Genomic DNA, 19,667 nt, shown 5'->3' with positions numbered 1-19,667 from the left:
CTTCACTTATTTCAAGTAAGGTTTTAAATATTTACCTGTATAGCTCTTTTTGTTATTCGCAACTTCTTCAGGGGTGCCTTCTGCAATAATTTCCCCGCCCCCGTCACCACCTTCAGGCCCTAAATCAATAATCCAATCTGCTGTTTTAATGACATCTAAATTATGTTCGATAATCACAATCGTATTACCTGCATCGCGAAGCTTATGAATCACATCAAGCAATAATTGAATATCAGCAAAATGAAGTCCAGTCGTGGGTTCATCCAAGATATAAAGTGTTCGCCCTGTATCTCTCTTTGAAAGTTCTAACGCTAATTTGACGCGCTGTGCTTCGCCCCCTGAAAGGGTCGTCGCATTCTGTCCTAAGGTGATGTAGCCTAAGCCTACCTCGATTAAGGTCCGTAATTTTTTTTCAACCGCAGGAATCGCATTAAAAAATTCATGTGCTTGTTCAACGGTCATCGATAAAACATCATGAATATTTTTTCCCTTGAATTGAATTTCTAAAGTTTCACGGTTGTAGCGTTTTCCTTGACAAATATCACAAGGGACATACACATCAGGTAAGAAGTGCATTTCAACTTTAATCACACCATCGCCTTCACATGCCTCACATCGACCACCCTTGACGTTAAATGAAAAACGGCCAGGGCCATAACCCCGATTACGACTTTCATTGAGTTGCGCAAAAAGTTCTCGTGTGGGCGTAAAAAGTCCTGTGTAAGTCGCAGGATTGGATCTCGGTGTTCGACCAATGGGGCTTTGATCCACATCCACCACCTTATCGAAAAAATCTAAGCCTTTAATCGAGGTATGTTCTGCAGGTTCGGTATGGCTCCCATATAAATGATGTGCGACTGCGCGATAAAGTGTGTCATTGATGAGCGATGATTTACCACTGCCTGAGACACCGGTAATACATGTGAGAAGCCCAATCGGTAATTTTAAATGCACATGCTTTAAATTGTTTCCCGTGGCACCTTTTAACTCCAACCATTTCAAAGCGCGTGGCAAAACTCTTTTATTTTTATATTTTATTTCTCTACGACCACTAATATATTGCCCTGTGAGAGATTGCGCATGTTTTGCAATCATCTTAGGTGTGCCTTCAGCGACGATATAGCCACCATGTTCACCAGCCCCTGGACCAATATCAACTACATGATCTGCAGCAAGAATAGCGTCTTGATCGTGTTCCACGACAATCACAGTATTACCTAAATCACGTAATCTCTTTAAAGTTTCAAGTAAACGATCGTTATCACGTTGGTGTAATCCAATCGAAGGCTCATCAAGCACATACATGACACCAGTTAAACCACTACCAATTTGGGAAGCTAAGCGAATACGCTGTGCTTCACCCCCTGATAAAGTTTCGGCTGAACGAGAAAGGGATAAATAATCTAAACCCACATTGACTAAAAATTTTAGACGGCTGGTAATTTCAAAAATGATTTTTTCAGCAATAGTTTTTTTGGCTCCCTTTAGTTTTAAGGACTCAAAAAAATGTACGGTTTCTTTTAAAGGGGTATTACATATTTCATGAATATTTTTTTTACCCACTTTGACATGTCTTGCTTCAATCCTTAAACGTGAACCTTCACAGGATGGGCAAGGCTGCATATTTAAATATTTTGCAAGCTCATCTCGGACTGTCCCTGAATCCGTTTCATGATAGCGACGTTTTAAATTATTTAAGATGCCTTCAAAGCTATGCATCTTTTTAATGATCTGACCACGTTCATTGATATAAGAAAAATTAATATGCTCCGATCCACTCCCATTCAAGATCACATGTTGAATTTTTTCAGGCAAATCTTCAAAAGCGGTTTCTAAGTCAAATGTGTAATGCTCACTTAAAGATTGCAGAAGTTGGAAATAAAATTGATTACGTTTATCCCAACCTTTGATGGCACCTGAAGCAAGAGACAAATGTGGAAAAGCCACTACGCGCTTAGGATCAAAGAAATTAATATTGCCAATCCCATCACATTCGGGGCAAGCTCCCATTGGATTATTAAATGAAAAGATGCGTGGCTCTAATTCTTCCAATGAATAGTCGCACAAAGGGCATGCAAACTTTGCTGAAAAAAGATGTGATTTATGCGTATCCATCTCCACTGCAATCATTTTGCCATCAGCGAGTTTTAAAGCTGTTTCAGTGGACTCTGTGATGCGCTGCTTAATGTCTGGATTAATTTTAATGCGATCTACCACGACATCCACTTGATGTTTTTTAGTTTTGGTGAGCTTGGGTAGCGCATCAATTTCATAAATCTCACCATCGATACGTAAACGAATAAAACCTTGTGCTTTTAAATCTTCAAATAAATCTTGTTGCTCACCTTTGCGGCTATTCACAATAGGGGCTAACAACATAATTTTTGTGTCACTAGGTAGCGCTAATAAGGTATCCACCATCTCCGATACCGTTTGCGACTCTAAAGTATGTGCGTGCGTGGGGCATTCAGGTTCACCCGCTCTTGCATATAACAACCTTAAGTAGTCATGAATTTCAGTGACGGTACCCACGGTTGATCTCGGATTATGAGAGGTTGATTTTTGTTCAATAGAAATGGCGGGTGATAAACCTTCGATCAAATCGACATCAGGTTTATTCATACGCTCTAGGAATTGACGTGCATAAGCCGATAACGATTCGACATAGCGACGCTGACCTTCTGCGTATAAAGTATCAAAAGCGAGTGATGATTTGCCGGAGCCGGATAAACCTGTGATGACAATCAATTTATTGCGGGGTAAATCGAGTGAAATATTTTTTAAATTATGGGTTCTAGCCCCGCGAATCTTAATCGTATCCATGTCGCTTTAAGCTTTTTAAAGGTAACCTGTTAATATACGAAATTATTCCAAAATAAGAAATATCTAATTCAAGTTTATGAAAATAGAACAAGGCATGACCCCGCTCGAGATTCGATCCAGTTTAAGTTTGGCATCGATCTATGGCTTAAGAATGTTAGGTATGTTTTTAATCCTGCCGATTTTTGCGATCTATGCGGAAGGCTTGCCCGGCAGCCCTTCAGCCTTTCAAGTAGGTTTGGCACTGGGTGCCTATGGTCTTACGCAAGCGCTCTTTCAATTACCTTTTGGCATGCTCTCCGATCGTTATGGCCGCAAAAATATCATTTATATTGGCCTCCTTTTATTTGCCTTAGGTTCTTTTGTGTCAGGTTATTCGAACGACATTCATATCATTATTCTAGGTCGTGCCATTCAAGGGGCAGGTGCTATTTCAGCTGCCATTACAGCACTTGTCGCAGACTTAACCCGGGATGAACATCGCACCAAAGCGATGGCGATGATTGGAGCCACCATTGGCATCACTTTTGCCTTGTCTTTAATGGGCGCTCCTCTGCTCAATAAGCTGATAGGTGTGCCTGGTATTTTTATACTGACAGGCCTTTTATCTTTACTTGCTATTTTAGTGGTGCGCTTTGTGGTACCTACACCTTTAACGCTCACTACCTCCAAAGTATTAAAAGCATCTCAGCCATCCTTTAAATCGATCCTTAAAAATACCCAACTCTCACGTTTAAATTTTGGGATATTTGCCCTTCATGCCGCTCAAATGGCGATGTTTATTGTGGTACCGATAGCACTCGCAACGTCGGGTGGATTGGATGTCAACCAACATTGGAAAGTCTATTTACCTGTGCTTCTGAGCTCTTTTGTTTTTATGGTACCCATCATTATCTTGAGTGAAAAATTCGATAAATCAAAACTCGTATTTATTAGCTCTATTTTTTTAATGCTCATCGCCCAACTCATGTTTGGTGTTTTGATTCATGTTTTTTGGGGTCTCATCGCATCTTTATTTGTCTACTTTGTAGCCTTCAATATTTTAGAGGCAAGTCTACCTAGTTTGATTAGTAAAATTGCCCCGCCAAGCGCTAAAGGGACGGCGATTGGGGTGTATAATACCTGTCAATCATTAGGTGTCTTTTTTGGTGGTTTATTAGGTGGTTTTTTAGCAGATTTGGGTGGCAGTTTTTCAGTGTTTTCGTTTTGTGCCATTTTGATGACATTGTGGGCAACTTTTGCTTTATCGATGAAAGCCCCGCCTGCAATTAAAACATTGATGTTTATGATTAAAAATAAATCATTACTCAAAAACACTAAACAATTAGCTTTGATAGAGCTTAAATTACAAGAAATGAAAGGTGTGCGTGACGTCATGATCTTGCTTGAAGAAGGCCGGGTGATGCTTAAGGTCAACAAACACGAAACGATTCATGAGGCATCGATTATTCAGTTATTAGGAGGAAAACATGGCGTCAGTCAATAAAGTTATTTTAATGGGTAACCTAGGCAAGGATCCTGAGGTACGATTTATGCCTAATGGTGATGCCGTATGTAATTTTAGTATTGCCACCACAGATAACTGGAAAGATAAAAACGGTGAAAAACAAGAGCGTACCGAATGGCATAACATTGTGATGTATCGAAAGTTAGCTGAGATCGCAGGCGAATATTTAAAAAAAGGTCGCCCCGTATTTATTGAAGGCAGACTTCAAACGCGTAAATGGCAAACGAAGGAAGGTCAAGATCGTTACACCACTGAAATTATTGCAGAGAGTATGCAAATGTTAGGCGGTCGAGATAGCGGTGGTGGATCCTCAAACAGTTCATCAAATGCGCAAAATCAATCTCCGTCACAAGGCAATGATGAATTTAATCAAGCTCCTCAAAGAACAGGTGGCGCTCTGCAAGCCGCAGCGACTAACTTTGACGACTTTGAAGACGATATTCCTTTCTAATTCATGCCCATTTTCGATTTTAAATGTGAAGTTTGCGGATGCTCAAAAGAGTTACTCCGTAAAATTTCAGATCCGATCATGACTGAATGTCCTGAGTGCCATAAAGAAACTTTTAAAAAACAAGTCTCAGCGCCCAGCTTTCAGCTCACAGGTTCTGGATGGTATGTCACAGACTTTAAAAATAAATCTAAAGATGGCGCAAAAACGGATACTAAAACTGAAACTAAAAAAGATGTGAATACATCTTCAACGACGAGTTAATTGACATGATGTTTAAACGTTATTTTTTAACTGGATTACTCGTACTTGTCCCACTCGCAATTACACTATGGGTCATTACTTCTCTTATCCATTTTTTAGATCAAACATTGATTTGGTTGCCTTATGATTTCCAACCTAGAAATCTTTTTGGGTTCGATATCCCAGGCTTAGGTGTTGTTTTAACAGTGGGCGTGATTCTAGGTATAGGACTTTTAGCCTCTAACTTATTTGGCCGTCAATTTTTAAAACTATGGGAAGTGATACTCTCAAGGCTTCCATTTGTGAATTCAATTTATTCAAGTATCAAGCAAGTCTCTGACACTTTATTTTCAGAATCAGGTCGTGCTTTTAATAAAGCAGTGCTCATTCGTTATCCTGATCGTGATACTTATACCATTGCGTTTTTAACAGGGGAGCCAAGTCCTGAGATTGCAAAACATTTAAAGGGCAAATACTTAAGTGTCTATGTACCCACAACCCCTAATCCTACTTCAGGTTATTTTCTGATGGTGGCTAAAAAGGATATGGTGGAATTGGATATCAGTGTCGATCAAGCGTTGAAGTATGTGATCTCCATGGGTGTGGTACCACCTCGTAAAAAAATCAAAAAAAATTAATTTTATATAAAGAGAATATCAAAATGATGCGAACGCATTACTGCGGTGATTTAAATAAAAAACATATAGGGGAGACCGTCACTTTGTGCGGCTGGGCTCACCGTCGTCGTGATCATGGTGGTGTGATCTTTATTGATCTTCGCGATCGAGAAGGTATTGCTCAAATTGTGATTGATCCTGACACTAAAGAAACATTTGCAATCGCTGAATCAATTCGTAATGAATTCGTTCTAAAGGTGGTATGTAAAGTAAGAGCTCGCCCAGAGGGAACAGTGAATTTAAACATCCCTACAGGTGAAGTTGAGATGTTAGCTTCGACTATTGAGATTTTAAACCCATCACTCACTCCACCATTCATGCTTGATGATGACTCTATTTCAGAAATGATTCGTCTTGAATATCGCTTTATGGATCTTCGTCGTCCGATGATGCAAAATAATTTACGTCTTCGCTATCGCGTCGCAAAAGTTTTACGCGACTTTTTAGATGAAAACGGGTTCATGGAAATTGAAACACCGATGTTGACACGAAGCACCCCTGAAGGTGCTCGCGATTATTTAGTGCCATCACGTGTCCATGCAGGTGAATTTTTCGCACTCCCTCAGTCCCCTCAATTATTTAAACAATTGTTGATGGTGTCAGGCTTTGATCGCTACTTCCAAATCACAAAATGTTTTCGCGATGAAGATCTAAGAGCGGATCGACAACCTGAATTTACACAAGTCGATATTGAAACTTCATTTATGAATGAAGAAGACATCATGACGATTGTTGAAAAAATGATTCGTGAGATGTATAAGAAAGTGGCATCGATTGATTTGCCATCACAATTTCAACGCATGACTTACCTTGAAGCAATGCATAAATATGGCTCAGATAAACCAGATATGCGTGTGACTTTAGAAATAACTGAATTGACCGATATCATGAAAGATGTCGACTTTAAAGTTTTTTCAAGTGCAGCCAATATGAAGGGTGGGCGTGTCGCGGCATTAAGAGTGCCGAATGGATCTCTAATTACACGTTCTGAAATTGATGCTTATACCGAGTTTGTCAAAATTTATGGCGCTAAAGGTTTAGCTTATATCAAGATTAATGACATCCATGAATTAAATGAGACGGGTCTCCAAAGTCCCATTGTTAAGAATATCCACGTGAATGCTTTGAAAGCAATCATTGAAAAAACCGGCGCTACTAATGGCGACATTATTTTCTTTGGTGCGGATAAAGAAAAAATTGTGAATGAAGCCTTGGGTGCTTTGCGTCTTAAAATCGGTCATGAAAAAAATCATGTCGATGGAAGAGCATGGGCGCCTTTATGGGTCGTTGATTTTCCGATGTTTGAACATGATGAAGAAACGGACCGTTGGGTGGCTATCCATCATCCTTTCACAGCGCCTAAAGAAGGTCATGAAGACTTACTTGCGAATGAACCAGGTAAGTGTTTATCTAAAGCCTACGACATGGTGATAAACGGTTGGGAAGTCGGTGGTGGCTCCATTCGTATTCATGAAGAAAAAGTGCAATCAAAAGTATTTGATGCATTAAAAATTTCAAAAGAAGAAGCGAAAGAAAAATTTGGCTTTCTGCTTGATGCCCTTCAATATGGTGCACCTCCACATGGCGGCTTAGCCTTTGGCCTTGATCGCTTGGTCACTTTGCTAGCAGGCGCTGAGTCCATTCGAGATGTGATCGCATTCCCAAAAACACAGCGTGCACAGTGTTTGCTCACTAAAGCACCGAACGTTGTGGATGAAAAACAATTGCGTGAGCTTCATATTCGTCTTCGCACACCACAACCTACCACTTAAAAAATAATGAGATGATTTTATCTATCAATCATATTCAGCTTGTTGCAAAAAAAGATTTGGTGATTCAGTTAAGAGATTTTTATTGTGATGTCGTCGGTTTAACTGAAGGCTTTAGACCCACATTCGAGCGCTTTGGCTTTTGGTTATATATAGGCGACAAAGATGTATTGCATCTTATTACACCTAAAGAAGGTGATGGACGCTCGCTTCATAAATCATCCTTCGATCATGTCGCATTTAAAACAGCTCATTATCAAGATGTTTTAAAAAAGCTCCAATCGCTTCAAATTCCATTTGAAGAAAAACCTATTCCAGGTATGACAGCCCATCAAATCTTTTTGCGGGATCCTGCAGGAAACCGTGTTGAACTTAATTTTGATTAGATCTTTTTTACTCAAATAATGGCCCAGTGGACAAATTAAGAAATTCTCTAAAAATAAAAAGACTTCTTGAAAAATCTCTGGCACATTGTCAGCAGGGTCAATTTTTAGAAGCAAAGTTAATCTTTGAAGAACTGCTACGAATAGTTCCAAATCATCCTCAAGTGCTCACCAATCTTGGAACAATAGAAATACAATTAGGAGACATAGAAAGGGGGATTTCCTATATAAAAAAATCTATTGAAGTGGACCAAAAACAACCAAAAGCCATCTCAAACTTAGCAAATGGATTGCTGGAAATAGAAAAATTCGAAGAGGCTCTTCAATACTACAACCTTGCTCTTAAATTAGATCCTAATTTTGTGGATGCTTACTATAATAAAGCTAGAGCGCTAAAATTTCTTCAAAAATATGATGAAGCAATATTAAATTATCAGCAAGCGATAAAATTAAATCCCCAATACTCAAAGGCAATCGTAAATTTAGGATTTTTGTATAATGAACTTAAAGAGTATGACAAAGCTCTTGAGCAATATAATCTTGCATTAAATATTAATTCTCATAGCGCAGAAACTTTATACAACCGTGGAATTGTTTACGAAAATCTTAATGAATTTAAAAAAGCTCTAGAAGATTATAATCATGCAATTGAACTGAATCCTGATTTTCCTGATGCACTATTTAATAAAGCAATTCTTGAGTTATCTCAAGAAAATTATGAAGATGGTTGGAAATTCTATCAAGCAAGATGGGTGGCCAAAAAGCTTTCATATCTGCAGACATCAAAACCTGAATTATTGGATTTTGACGTAAATCAAAAAAATATTCTTATTTGGTCAGAGCAGGGTATAGGTGATCAAATACTCTTCAGTGCTTTACTTCAAGAAGCTTTTACAGTGTCAAATAATTTTATCTTGAGTATTGATCGCAGGCTGATATCTATATACCAAAGATCTTTCAAAAAATTTTCCAATGTTACTTTCATATCTTCAAAAGAGTTGCTCAATGAAACTGCCTATGATTTTCATCTTCCAATTGGCAATCTAGGTAAATTTTTTAGAAACTCAGTCGAAGATTTTAAAAAACAACCATTAAATTACCTCATATTCGATGAGGAAAAATCAATGTCTCTCAAAAAAACATTCAAAAATAGTAAAAAATTTATTTGTGGTATTGCATGGAAAAGTAAAAATGAAGAAATTGGACCTGACAAGAGCCTATCATTAAAACAATTGCTCCCTATTCTTAAGCTACCTAATATTGATTTTATAGACCTTCAATACGGCGATACTAAAGAAGAAAAAAAATCTTTGTATGATGAGTATGGTATTGAAATTAAAACTATAGATGAGATTGATAACTTTAATGATTTTGATGGGCTATCATCTCTAATTAACTCTTGTGATTTTGTAATAACATCGAGCAATGTCACAGCCCACTTGTCTGGATCCTTAGGTAAAAAGACATATTTAATTGCGCCATATAGTGTCGGAAAAATATGGTACTGGCATGAAAATCGGAACGTAAGCTTATGGTATCCTTCAATTAATATCTATAGGCAGGAATCAAACAAGTCTTGGCATGCGCCAATAGAAAATATTATTTCGGACTTAAAGGATTATTATGGTAGAAAAAATTAATATGGTCATTGGTTTCGATCAAAGAGAATCTATTGCATATCATACATTTACACAGAGCATTATGGATAAATCATCCTTACCCGTCTCATTCACTCCTCTCGCGATTAACACCTTAAAGGGATATCATGAAACTCATACTGACAAAAGCAATGATTTCATTTATTCAAGATTTTTAACGCCCTATTTAAATGCATTTAGTGGCTGGGCTATTTTTGCCGATGGGGATATGATTTGCCAATCAGATATTAAAGAACTATGGGACTTAAGGGATGAATCAAAAGCAGTTCTGGTCGTAAAGCACGACTATAAAACAAAAGCACAGAAAAAGTACCTTGGAAATATCAATAAGGATTACCCTAAAAAGAATTGGTCTAGTCTCATTTTATGGAATTGCTCTCACCCTAAGCATAGGCTATTAACGCCAGATTTTATTTCAAATCAAACGGGAAAATTTCTTCATAGATTTTCTTGGCTCGAGGATGAAGATATTGGCGACCTTCCAAAAGACTGGAATTGGCTTGCTATTGAGTATCCAGAAAATAAAAATGCAAAGCTAATTCATTACACCTTGGGCACTCCTTGTTTTAAAGAATATTGGGATTGCGACATGTCTGATATTTGGCATGCAAATCAAAAAAGAGTAATCTGCGGCATGAAAGTTTAATACATTTTTTAGTGAGGTAGAGTTTTTATGAAAAATTATCGCAAAGAGCTATGGTTTAATGCACCAACCCGAATGCACTTTACTAATATTACATCTGACATAAGAGAATGTTTGGTTGAAAGCGGCATCAAAGAAGGCCTTATACTTGTAAATGCTATGCACATTACGGCAAGTGTTTTTATTAATGATGATGAATCAGGCTTGCATCACGACTATAAAAAATGGTTAGAGGCAATGGCTCCCCATGAACCAGTAAGTAATTATCGCCATAATGATACAGGTGAAGATAATGCAGATGCGCATATTAAACGTCAAATTATGGGACGTGAAGTTGTTATTGCGGTATCTTCAGGTAAGCTTGACTTTGGCCCTTGGGAACAAATTTTTTATGGCGAATTTGATGGGCGTCGAAAAAAAAGAGTGCTCGTTAAAATTATTGGCGAATAAGTCTTCCATGTTTTAAAAAAACATCTCAAAGTATATATTCTTGTCTTATCATTCCTTGCACTGAAACTTTATCTGACGATGCACACCTGAACTATCTCGCACCTCATTCAACAAGTTATAGCCTTCCTTGCATGTTCTCCTGGCTTTGTCGTAACAGGTCCCTATAGTCTCTGCAAGGCCGCTACAATTTGTACTATAAATTTTTGCTTTACCGTCAATTAAATTAACTGGTTGCTCTTGCGGGTTCATGAGCGCTGCGCAAGAAACATTTAGGGCTGTTAAAAATAACACAATATATATTTTCAATTTAAATTCCTTAAATAAAAAAACGGCAACCTAAGTTGCCGTTTTCAAGTGCTTTAAACAACTAAGAAATTAATCTTAGAAGAATAGAATCGCACCAAGAGAGACTGAGCGAGACTCATTCTTAACGTTATTTTGAGCTTTAGTCTCCATATCGTTGTACTCAGCTACTAAGTTTAAGTGCTTAGTAAGTGGGTGATAAGCGCCAAGAGTAATACGCTCATTATCTTTAAATAATAAACCACTTGTAGCTGTATTATCAGCTGCATTTGCCGTATCTAAGCTAGATATACCGTAAGCTAGACCAATTTTAGTTTTGGTAGGCAATATGTATGTAGCTTGAACGTAACCGCCATCTGAATCACGCTTTACACCAGCTGCTGAAGCGCCATTTTGAAGTGGCATGTATGATCCAACGCCATCACCATTGTAGTAATAACCTGTTAAACCAAAGTTACCAGCATTTACATTTGCACCAATGTCATAAACGTCTGCGGTATATTCAACTGCAGTCGTTGGTTTAACTTTATAAGATGCACCACCTACCCAAATTTTACCGTTTACGTCACCAGTAAATGAGTAAGATGCTTTACCTTCAAGGCCGAAACGATCTTGGTGTAAGCTGTTTACAGCAGATGCTGTACCAGAGCCTACTAGACCTTGGTTAGGGTTCACGATACCAACTGTTGCTTGGAAGCCATTCATGTTAGGTGTTGTGTAAGCCACTTGACCTTTCCATCCTGCATAGATATAGCCAGAACCGATACCACCTAAAGTAGTTTGAGTGCCAGATACGCCACCAGCTCCACCAACACCGAGCAATGTCATGTCGTTCAAGATAGCATCAGATGCAAAAATACCAATATCTTTACCTAGCTTGAATGATCCCCATGATTTATCACCAAATGTTAAGAATGACTGACGGAATAATGGTGCAAGCACGTCGCCCATAGTGTCGTTGTCAGAAACGTTTGGTTGCATAGAAATTGTGAAAGATACATCTACGTCGTTTTGACGTGTAGTACCTGTAAAGCCTAACCATGCTGGTAATAAGCCTGTATTGATAGCTTGGCCTGATTTCTCACCAGCAGTATCTCTTCTTTGTGCAATTCCACCTACAATAGCGTTATTGTCACTTCCGCGGCTCATAATTGCAAATGCGTTCACGTTACCGTTTACGTCTAATGTCCAATCGCCTGCTGGAATGATAATACCAGCTTGTGCTGCAGAAGTAGCTGCAAAAATTGCACCCGCCACTGCTAATTTAATATTCTTGTTCATATATTTCTCCTATTGTTTTTAAAACCTCATCAATTGCTTGATGAGAAAGTTCGCGAACTTTCCCAATGAATAAAAGCTTCATTAAGAAGGTTAAGTGAATTATGAGCTATCAAACTGGGCGATCGCAAGTTTTTTTAGTGTTTTTTGCGACATTTATGTTGGTTTGTTGTAAATTTACAACAAAATTATTTTAACTTATTGATTTATAACAACTTTTCAAACTCACGAATCGCATAACGATCCGTCATACCGGCAATATAGTCCGCAATCACTCTTGGTTTTTCCTCTCGACCGATCGATTGGTAGTCTGAAGGAATAAGACTTAAATCATCCATATAGACCTTAAATAAGCCTTCAATCGTCTTGGTAGCCTTATCTGTCATTATCGTGACCTTAGGATGGAGATATAAAGACTTTCTTAAGAATTGTTTAAGCTCTAGCTGTTTTTCTGCCATGTCAGTTGAAAAGTCGATCATGGGGCCATGAAGCCTCACCTCATCCACATGTTTTGGTTTTGATACCTTTATATATGAGAGGCTCGTTCGACATAAATCATCGACCAAACTATGGATCATGCGGCGAATCGTTTCATGAACGAATCGTTTTGGAGATAAATCAGGATAAAGGGTTTTGACTTTTAATGCGGATTCTTTAAAAAGGGAAACCTCCATGAGCTGATCGATCGTTAAAAGTCCGGAACGAATGCCATCATCAATATCGTGATTGTTATAAGCAATCTCATCCGCGAAATTAGCAATCTGTCCTTCTAAGGTTGTTTCGGTTTTATTCAAAAATCTAAGTCCGACGTCGCCCAATTTTTCAGCATTTTTAATAGAACAGTGCTTCAAAATGCCTTCTCTTGTTTCAAAGGTGAGATTAAGCCCATCAAATGCTGCATACCTTTGCTCTAAAAGATCGACGACGCGAAGTGACTGAAGGTTATGTTCAAATCCACCATAATCTTTCATGCAACGATTTAACGCATCTTGTCCTGCGTGACCGAAAGGGGTGTGACCTAAATCATGGGCTAAGGCAATCGCTTCTGCTAAGTCTTCATGGAGGTTTAAAGTGCGCGCAATACTTCTTGCAATTTGCGCGACTTCTAAACTATGAGTGAGACGCGTTCTAAATAAATCACCTTCGTGATTCACGAATACTTGCGTCTTATATTCAAGCCGTCTAAAAGCAGTCGAGTGAATTACACGATCACGATCCCGCTGAAAATCATTTCTTAAAGTTGAGGCTTCTTCTTTAAAACGTCGGCCGCGTGATTGTTCTGGATGTGCGGCATAAGGTGCTAACTTCATCATGCCGAAAATTTTTGTGTATTTAATGTAGTCTTTAAATGATTTGGGTTGTAATCACTCGTGATACAAGAATCGCCGATCCCTTTTTGAAGCACCAGTCTAATTTTTCCATCGACAACTTTTTTATCCATGCTCATAAGTTTCAAATATTGATCTTCACTCATGTTTGGAGGATCAATCGGAAGCTTGGCTTCTTTTAAAAGTTTAACGATACGATTAAATTCATTATCTTTTAACCAGCCCATCAGTTTGGATAGGTGAGCTGCCATGACCATGCCTGCCGCAACTGCCTCGCCATGAAGCCAAACACCATAGCCCATCGCATTTTCAATCGCGTGTCCAAAAGTGTGGCCGAGATTAAGTGTTGCTCGAACACCTGATTCATGTTCGTCCATCTCCACCACATCTGCTTTGTTTTGACATGAGCGTTTGATCGCTTCAATCAAAAGGGACGGATTTAATTTCATAAGGCCTTCAATATTTTTTTCAAGCCAATCAAAAAAAGCTTCATCACGAATCAGTCCATATTTAATAACCTCTGCCATACCTGCAGAAAATTCTCGTTGAGGCAATGTTTTAAAAGTATCAATATCCGCAATCACGCATTGTGGCTGATAAAAAGCACCAATCATGTTTTTACCCAAAGGATGATTAATACCTGTTTTACCGCCGACAGATGAATCGACTTGTGATAAAAGTGTGGTGGGTATTTGAATAAAAGGTACACCCCTTAAATAAGTCGCAGCGGCATAACCTGTCATGTCCCCTATCACACCGCCACCTAATGCAATGAGTGTTGTAGTGCGTTCACATTTTTCTTTTAGAAGTGCATCATAGATAAGATTTAAAGTCTCTTGATTTTTATATACTTCCCCATCAGGCAAGATAATTGGAAACGCTTTAATACCATGTTGTTTTAAGCCATGTAATAAGGGATCAAGATACAAAGGGGCGACCGTCGTATTCGTCACAATCGCCACATGTTTCTGTTTTAAATGTGACTCAATCAATTTGATTTGAGACAACAATCCTTCTCCAATATAAATCGGATAAGATCGATCCTCTAATTGAATATGAATGGTTTGCATGAACTTATCTTAGCAGCGCCTCAATTTTATGAATAATCGTTTGTGTTTTTTGTTGGCCTGTGTCCACCACAAATGATGAAACCCCCAAATACAAGGGATGTCTTTGTTGATAGAGATTATTTAAAGTATCTAACATATTGCCTTGTTGTAAAAGCGGTCGATCTTTATCAAAAGCCATGCGTTTCGCCAAATGCTGTGGCTTGGCATTCAAATAAATCACCTTACCTCTTTCTTTAAGTAGACGTCTATTTTCCTCGCTTAATACGGCACCGCCACCTGTGGCTAAGATGATATCTTTTTTGTTCGTCAACTCATCAATCATCTGTGTTTCTCTTTTACGAAAACCTTCTTCACCTTCAAGCTCAAAAATCACGGACACTTTAACGCCTAATTTTTTTTCAATTTCATGATCAGTGTCATAAAAAGTTTTTTTGAGTTTTTTGGCTAACAATTTACCTATGGTCGTTTTTCCAGCGCCCATGAGTCCTACAAAAAAAATATTGTCATTAATCGTTGCCATGACGAACTAGCTTTATATTCAAGAATACTCATTATTTTAAGGGATTAATAAGGTAATGGCTCGAATTGCTTACAAATAATCCTCAACACCTTTTATAATGTGGGTTCAATAAAAATCAAAGTCATTATTCATTTTACTTATGGCAAAACCCACCTTCTTTAAAAGCCTCTTGTTGTGGTTTTTCGTAAGCTTATGTGCGATTGGAGCCTTAATTGCTTTAACCATAGCGCTTGTCATTCCCTCATTACCCTCGCTTGAATCATTGACAGAATATCGTCCTAAATTACCTTTAAGAGTTTATAGCTCGGATGGTTTTCTCATGGCTGAATTTGGAGAAGAACGCCGTGCTTTCATTAAAATTCAACATGTGTCTAAAAAAATGAAGAACGCTATTTTGGCCATTGAAGACCGTCGTTTTTATCAACACAAAGGGGTCGATGCTGTAGGTGTCGGTCGAGCCATTGTGAAAAATTTAGCGGGTGCTTCTCATGAAGGGGCAAGTACGATCACGATGCAAGTCGCACGTAATTTTTTTCTGTCCTCTGATAAAACTTTAAGACGAAAAATTAGTGAAGTTTTTCTCTCTTATAAGATTGAAAAAAATTTAAATAAAGATCAAATTTTAGAGCTTTATATTAACCAAATTTATTTGGGTCAAAGAGCCTACGGTTTTGGTGCAGCCGCCCTTGTCTATTATGGCAAACCCTTAGAAAAACTGACTTTAGCTGAATGTGCACTTTTAGCAGGCCTTCCTAAAGCACCTTCTAATTACAATCCATTCACCAATCCAAAACGCGCCATTCAACGTCAACGTGAAGTCTTAAAAAATATGTTGCGTTATGAATTTATTGATCAAAAGGCTTTTGAAGAAGCGATGAGTCAAACACTTCATTTCAAGGAATCACGACAATCCAGAGACTTGATGGCTGATCATGCATCTGAAATGGTAAGACAAACACTCTACGATCAGTATCAAGAGGATATCTATACGAGCGGCATCAAAGTCTACACCACCATTAAAAAAGCGAATCAAGAGGCAGCTAATGAAGCGGTATTAAGAGGTATCTTAGATTACGATCGTCGTCACGAATATCGAGGCCCAGAAAAAAACATCGATTTAGAAGGTAAAAAATTTGAAGATCAAAAAACTAAGATCGTCGACATACTTGATGGACTTGAAGAATATAACGGATTTATTCCGGCAGTCGTCATAAAAGCTGATGCCAAATACGTGCAAGCCTTCACTAAAAAAGGTGACTTAGTCGACATTAAAGGAGATAACTTAGCGCTCATTCAAAAAACATTGAGCGACAAAGATCCTAAAAATAGAAAAGTCAAACCAGGTGCTGTGATTCGTGTCATTCAAAAAAATAAACAATGGGAAGTGGTGCAACTCCCTAAAGTCGAGGCTTCTTTAGTTTCAATGGATCCACAAACAGGTGCCATTACAGCGTTAGTAGGTGGTTTTGATTTTAATAGAAATAAATATAATCACGTCACTCAAGCAAAACGTCAGCCTGGTTCCACCTTTAAACCTTTCATTTATTCTGCAGCATTAGAAAAAGGGATTACCCCTGCAACGATCGTCAATGATGCACCTCTTCATTTCTCCGCAGCGGAAACAGGAAGTGGTATGGACTGGGATCCACAAAACTATGACGGAGATTTTGATGGTCATATCAGACTTAGAAATGGTTTGGCTAAATCTAAAAACTTGGTCGCTATTCGCGTTTTAAAAGCGATTGGTCCTGCTTATGCTCAAGACTATGCGACTCGTTTTGGTTTTGATCCTGCCAATCACCCAGCATACTTATCGATGGCTTTAGGAGTTGGTTCTGCCACACTCATGGAAATGGTCACCGCTTATGGAGTATTCGCGAATGGTGGCTACCTTAAAAAACCTTACCTCATTGAAAAGATGGTGGATAGTCAAGGTAAAGTCATCGATCAAACGAATGCAATGTTTCAAAATGAAGAAACGCCTCGCATCATTGACCCACGAAACGCATTTATTATGACAACACTCCTACAAGACGTTGTAAACAAAGGGACAGCTCAAAAAGCTAAAGCATTAGGTCGCTCAGATATCGCAGGTAAAACGGGAACAACCAACAATCAAGTGGACGCATGGTTTGCAGGGTTTACGCCTTCTCAAGTCGCTATTGCATGGATTGGATTCGACCAACCTAAAACGCTCGGTAAGGATGAGACTGGCTCTCAGGCTGCATTGCCTATTTGGATTAGATATATGCAAACGGCATTAAAAGATTCACCTGTTCAAAATTACAACATGCCTGATGGTGTCATCATTCAAAAAGTTAAACCGGATACAGGTACCCCTGCAAATGAGAATGAAGAAGGTGTGAATGAATATTTCTATTCAGAGTTTCCACCGCATAATGAGATCCAACTTCTCAATTAATTTTTTAAAAAAAAGTGTTTCATATGGCAAGACAAAGTAAACACCTACGATTCCAAGTGGCACATAAAGCTGCTCAAATGATGGCTGAAGAAGGTATTAGCGATTACGCATTTGCAAAACGTAAAGCCGCTAAATTTTTTGGGCTTAATGATGGGGATGCGCTACCTTCAAATGATGAAATCAATGATGCAATCAAAGAGCATCAAGCGATCTATTTTGATGAAGAACATGAAGCGCGTCTTAAAGTATTAAGGCTTGAAGCACTTAGCCTCATGAAAAAATTAATTGCTTTTAATCCACATTTAACCGGTGCTGCATTAGATGGGACAGCGGGCCGATATCCGACACTTCATATTCAGCTCTATGCTGACTCCATGAAAGAAGTTGAATTTTTTTTGCTAAATCACAATATCGCATACGAAACGCGCGATCGCAAATCGCGAACTAAAGACCCCATGCAAGATAAAAAAATGATTCCGGTATTAACCCTTGAAGGCTCGATGGGGCCTATTGAACTTTTAATCTATCACGTGGATGATTTAAAAATAAATAAATCCAAAGCATCAATTGAAGAAACTGAAAAACTTCTTACAAATTAATTTTTTCTTTAGGTTTCACAGCAACCCAAAACCCATGCCCCATGACTCCATGTGTTTGCAAATGTAATACTTCAAAATATTTAATGAGTTTTTCTAACCACCAAGAACTTGGTTTCTGAATTAAATGGGCATTTCTTCCATCTGCTAATACTTTAACTGCTGGGCCCATATGAACAGAGAAGAAGCCGAATTTACTAGTAATGTTTGCCAAATCTTGGATGACATTATCAATAAGATCGGGCTCAATATGCTCTAAAACATCGATACAGCAAACTAAATCAGCCGCCTTAGCTTCGCCATATTCAGGAAAAGCTGGATCATAAGGTAAATAAACTTTTAACTTAATTCCGAGCTCAGTCAAGCCCTTTAATAAATTCTTTTTCCCAGCGCCATAATCACTCAATGATTCAACATTGAGATCTTTAATAATATTTGCAACAATCGGTGCGAACTGAAGTGACGCAACACCATAATTTGGATTCTGATGTAATTCTTGCTGTAACTTTCTATATTCTTCAGTAATAACTTTCATTGATCATCCAAATTTAAATTGATTTATTTTCTTGAAGCCATCGCGCCACTTCCATGGCGTAATAACTTAAGATCCCATCAGCGCCTGCACGTTTAAAAGCTAGAAGAGATTCCATCACAATTGCTTTTTCATCTAACCAACCATTTTGTGATGCAGCTTTAAGCATCGCATATTCTCCACTCACCTGATACGCATAAGTCGGTACTCCAAAAGCAGTTTTCACGCGATAGACAATGTCAAGGTATGGCATACCGGGTTTCACCATCACCATGTCAGCGCCTTCATTAATGTCGAGTTCAACTTCAGTCAAAGCTTCATCTGTATTCGCTGGATCCATTTGATAGCTATTTTTATTACTTCCACCTAAATTTTTAAGAGATCCTACGGCATCTCTAAATGGGCCATAAAATGACGAAGCGTATTTTGCTGAGTACGCTAAAATTTTTGTATGCACAAATCCTTCTTTTTCTAGAGCTTCGCGAATTTTTCCAATGCGTCCATCCATCATGTCAGAGGGAGCTACAATATCAGCACCTGCTTTAGCATGACTTAAAGCTTGTTTGATTAAAACCTCTACCGTTTCATCATTCAACACATAACCTGATGCATCAATCAAACCATCTTGGCCATGGCTGGTATAAGGATCGAGGGCCACATCTGTAATCACACCAAGATTGGGCACATGTTGCTTGAGTAAAGCTACCACTCTTGGAATAAGCCCTCCCGGGTTATAGGCTTCTTTTGCATCTTCTGTTTTTAATTTCGAATCAACGACTGGAAATAATGCAATCGCCGGAATGCCTAATTTAAAACATTCTTCTGCAGTCTCTAGAATGAGATCCATACTTTGACGTTTAATGCCTGGCATGGATGGAATCGCTTCTTCTTTTTGGTGACCTTCCATGACAAATACTGGATAAATTAAATCATCCGTTGTCAAATGATGCTCTCGCATCAATCGACGCGAGAACTCATCTTTACGCATGCGTCTGGGTCTATTCGAATTTTCCATAATGT

At 38.5% G+C, this 19,667-nt stretch carries 18 protein-coding genes; 11 read left to right on the top strand and 7 right to left on the bottom strand.

What is annotated here, in order from left to right; translation table 11 throughout:
* Positions 1-6: 6 nt before the first annotated feature.
* Positions 7-2,823: an excinuclease ABC subunit UvrA gene (gene uvrA, locus FIT61_RS00855; protein WP_139882624.1), complete on the bottom strand. Its 2,817-nt coding sequence runs from the start codon at positions 2,821-2,823 to the stop codon at positions 7-9.
* A gap of 76 nt (positions 2,824-2,899) precedes the next feature.
* On the opposite strand from uvrA, the gene FIT61_RS00850 reads away from it, so the two are divergent.
* From FIT61_RS00850 to FIT61_RS00810, 9 genes are read left to right on the top strand one after another with little or no spacing between them, the layout of a single operon-like run.
* A complete protein-coding gene (locus FIT61_RS00850) occupies positions 2,900-4,306 on the top strand; it encodes an MFS transporter (RefSeq protein WP_244925196.1) in 1,407 nt (468 codons plus the stop codon).
* The gene (locus FIT61_RS00845; protein WP_139882622.1) at positions 4,290-4,778 is read left to right on the top strand and encodes a single-stranded DNA-binding protein; all 489 of its coding nucleotides are present in this window, start codon (positions 4,290-4,292) and stop codon (positions 4,776-4,778) included. Before FIT61_RS00850 ends, FIT61_RS00845 begins: the two co-directional genes overlap by 17 nt.
* 3 nt (positions 4,779-4,781) lie before the next feature.
* Positions 4,782-5,039 (top strand): FmdB family zinc ribbon protein, encoded by a 258-nt coding sequence (locus tag FIT61_RS00840; RefSeq protein ID WP_139872946.1) that lies wholly within the window; start codon positions 4,782-4,784, stop codon positions 5,037-5,039.
* 8 nt (positions 5,040-5,047) lie between these two features.
* A complete protein-coding gene (locus FIT61_RS00835; protein WP_139874020.1) occupies positions 5,048-5,656 on the top strand; it encodes a DUF502 domain-containing protein in 609 nt (202 codons plus the stop codon).
* A gap of 23 nt (positions 5,657-5,679) precedes the next feature.
* Entirely contained in the window at positions 5,680-7,467 is a 1,788-nt protein-coding gene (aspS, locus tag FIT61_RS00830) for an aspartate--tRNA ligase (RefSeq protein ID WP_139882620.1), read from the top strand.
* Between the two features lie 11 nt (positions 7,468-7,478).
* Positions 7,479-7,850, top strand: coding sequence for a VOC family protein (locus FIT61_RS00825; protein ID WP_139882618.1), 372 nt, complete (start codon positions 7,479-7,481; stop codon positions 7,848-7,850).
* A gap of 26 nt (positions 7,851-7,876) precedes the next feature.
* On the top strand, positions 7,877-9,487 hold the full coding sequence (locus tag FIT61_RS00820) for a tetratricopeptide repeat protein (RefSeq protein WP_139882616.1): 1,611 nt from the start codon (positions 7,877-7,879) through the stop codon (positions 9,485-9,487).
* The gene (locus tag FIT61_RS00815; RefSeq protein ID WP_139882614.1) at positions 9,471-10,151 is read left to right on the top strand and encodes a glycosyltransferase; all 681 of its coding nucleotides are present in this window, start codon (positions 9,471-9,473) and stop codon (positions 10,149-10,151) included. The genes FIT61_RS00820 and FIT61_RS00815 overlap by 17 nt, the downstream gene beginning before the upstream one ends.
* A gap of 27 nt (positions 10,152-10,178) precedes the next feature.
* Complete coding sequence (locus FIT61_RS00810) at positions 10,179-10,598, top strand: secondary thiamine-phosphate synthase enzyme YjbQ (RefSeq protein WP_139882612.1); 420 nt, start codon at positions 10,179-10,181, stop codon at positions 10,596-10,598.
* Positions 10,599-10,979: 381 nt separating this feature from the next.
* Here the strand turns inward: FIT61_RS00810 and FIT61_RS00805 are convergent, their stop codons facing one another.
* From FIT61_RS00805 to FIT61_RS00790, 4 genes are all read right to left on the bottom strand, one after another.
* On the bottom strand, positions 10,980-12,182 hold the full coding sequence (locus FIT61_RS00805) for a porin (RefSeq protein ID WP_139882610.1): 1,203 nt from the start codon (positions 12,180-12,182) through the stop codon (positions 10,980-10,982).
* A gap of 203 nt (positions 12,183-12,385) precedes the next feature.
* Entirely contained in the window at positions 12,386-13,492 is a 1,107-nt protein-coding gene (locus FIT61_RS00800; protein ID WP_139882608.1) for a deoxyguanosinetriphosphate triphosphohydrolase, read from the bottom strand.
* A complete protein-coding gene (aroB, locus tag FIT61_RS00795; protein WP_139882606.1) occupies positions 13,489-14,577 on the bottom strand; it encodes a 3-dehydroquinate synthase in 1,089 nt (362 codons plus the stop codon). Before aroB ends, FIT61_RS00800 begins: the two co-directional genes overlap by 4 nt.
* A 4-nt stretch (positions 14,578-14,581) precedes the next feature.
* Positions 14,582-15,097, bottom strand: coding sequence for a shikimate kinase (locus FIT61_RS00790; RefSeq protein WP_139882605.1), 516 nt, complete (start codon positions 15,095-15,097; stop codon positions 14,582-14,584).
* 139 nt (positions 15,098-15,236) lie between these two features.
* Between FIT61_RS00790 and FIT61_RS00785 the strand changes: the two genes are divergently transcribed.
* A complete protein-coding gene (locus tag FIT61_RS00785; RefSeq protein WP_139882603.1) occupies positions 15,237-17,519 on the top strand; it encodes a penicillin-binding protein 1A in 2,283 nt (760 codons plus the stop codon).
* A 23-nt stretch (positions 17,520-17,542) separates the two neighbouring features.
* Positions 17,543-18,118, top strand: coding sequence for a hypothetical protein (locus tag FIT61_RS00780; RefSeq protein ID WP_139882601.1), 576 nt, complete (start codon positions 17,543-17,545; stop codon positions 18,116-18,118).
* On the opposite strand, the gene FIT61_RS00775 is transcribed toward FIT61_RS00780, so the two are convergent.
* Positions 18,108-18,650 (bottom strand): hypothetical protein, encoded by a 543-nt coding sequence (locus tag FIT61_RS00775; protein ID WP_139882599.1) that lies wholly within the window; start codon positions 18,648-18,650, stop codon positions 18,108-18,110. The two genes, FIT61_RS00780 and FIT61_RS00775, sit on opposite strands and share 11 nt — an antisense overlap.
* Before the next feature lie 13 nt (positions 18,651-18,663).
* Positions 18,664-19,662, bottom strand: a complete 999-nt coding sequence (gene hemB, locus FIT61_RS00770; RefSeq protein ID WP_139882597.1) for a porphobilinogen synthase — start codon at positions 19,660-19,662, stop codon at positions 18,664-18,666.
* Between the last annotated feature and the right edge of the window lie 5 nt (positions 19,663-19,667).

It is taken from the genome of Candidatus Methylopumilus rimovensis (assembly GCF_006364615.1).
Lineage (GTDB): Bacteria > Pseudomonadota > Gammaproteobacteria > Burkholderiales > Methylophilaceae > Methylopumilus > Methylopumilus rimovensis.
The sequence above is the reverse complement of the archived record's forward strand: the minus strand, read 5'-3'. Positions and strand labels throughout refer to the sequence as shown.

Bases quoted from the DNA above. Each gene is read 5' to 3' on its own strand.
- uvrA (WP_139882624.1), bottom strand. From the start codon at position 2,823: ATGGATACGATTAAGATTCGCGGGGCTAGAACCCATAATTTAAAAAAT.
- FIT61_RS00850 (WP_244925196.1), top strand. From the start codon at position 2,900: ATGAAAATAGAACAAGGCATGACCCCGCTCGAGATTCGATCCAGTTTA.
- FIT61_RS00845 (WP_139882622.1), top strand. From the start codon at position 4,290: ATGGCGTCAGTCAATAAAGTTATTTTAATGGGTAACCTAGGCAAGGAT.
- FIT61_RS00840 (WP_139872946.1), top strand. From the start codon at position 4,782: ATGCCCATTTTCGATTTTAAATGTGAAGTTTGCGGATGCTCAAAAGAG.
- FIT61_RS00835 (WP_139874020.1), top strand. From the start codon at position 5,048: ATGTTTAAACGTTATTTTTTAACTGGATTACTCGTACTTGTCCCACTC.
- aspS (WP_139882620.1), top strand. From the start codon at position 5,680: ATGATGCGAACGCATTACTGCGGTGATTTAAATAAAAAACATATAGGG.
- FIT61_RS00825 (WP_139882618.1), top strand. From the start codon at position 7,479: ATGATTTTATCTATCAATCATATTCAGCTTGTTGCAAAAAAAGATTTG.
- FIT61_RS00815 (WP_139882614.1), top strand. From the start codon at position 9,471: ATGGTAGAAAAAATTAATATGGTCATTGGTTTCGATCAAAGAGAATCT.
- FIT61_RS00810 (WP_139882612.1), top strand. From the start codon at position 10,179: ATGAAAAATTATCGCAAAGAGCTATGGTTTAATGCACCAACCCGAATG.
- FIT61_RS00805 (WP_139882610.1), bottom strand. From the start codon at position 12,182: ATGAACAAGAATATTAAATTAGCAGTGGCGGGTGCAATTTTTGCAGCT.
- FIT61_RS00800 (WP_139882608.1), bottom strand. From the start codon at position 13,492: ATGATGAAGTTAGCACCTTATGCCGCACATCCAGAACAATCACGCGGC.
- aroB (WP_139882606.1), bottom strand. From the start codon at position 14,577: ATGCAAACCATTCATATTCAATTAGAGGATCGATCTTATCCGATTTAT.
- FIT61_RS00790 (WP_139882605.1), bottom strand. From the start codon at position 15,097: ATGGCAACGATTAATGACAATATTTTTTTTGTAGGACTCATGGGCGCT.
- FIT61_RS00785 (WP_139882603.1), top strand. From the start codon at position 15,237: ATGGCAAAACCCACCTTCTTTAAAAGCCTCTTGTTGTGGTTTTTCGTA.
- FIT61_RS00780 (WP_139882601.1), top strand. From the start codon at position 17,543: ATGGCAAGACAAAGTAAACACCTACGATTCCAAGTGGCACATAAAGCT.
- FIT61_RS00775 (WP_139882599.1), bottom strand. From the start codon at position 18,650: ATGAAAGTTATTACTGAAGAATATAGAAAGTTACAGCAAGAATTACAT.
- hemB (WP_139882597.1), bottom strand. From the start codon at position 19,662: ATGGAAAATTCGAATAGACCCAGACGCATGCGTAAAGATGAGTTCTCG.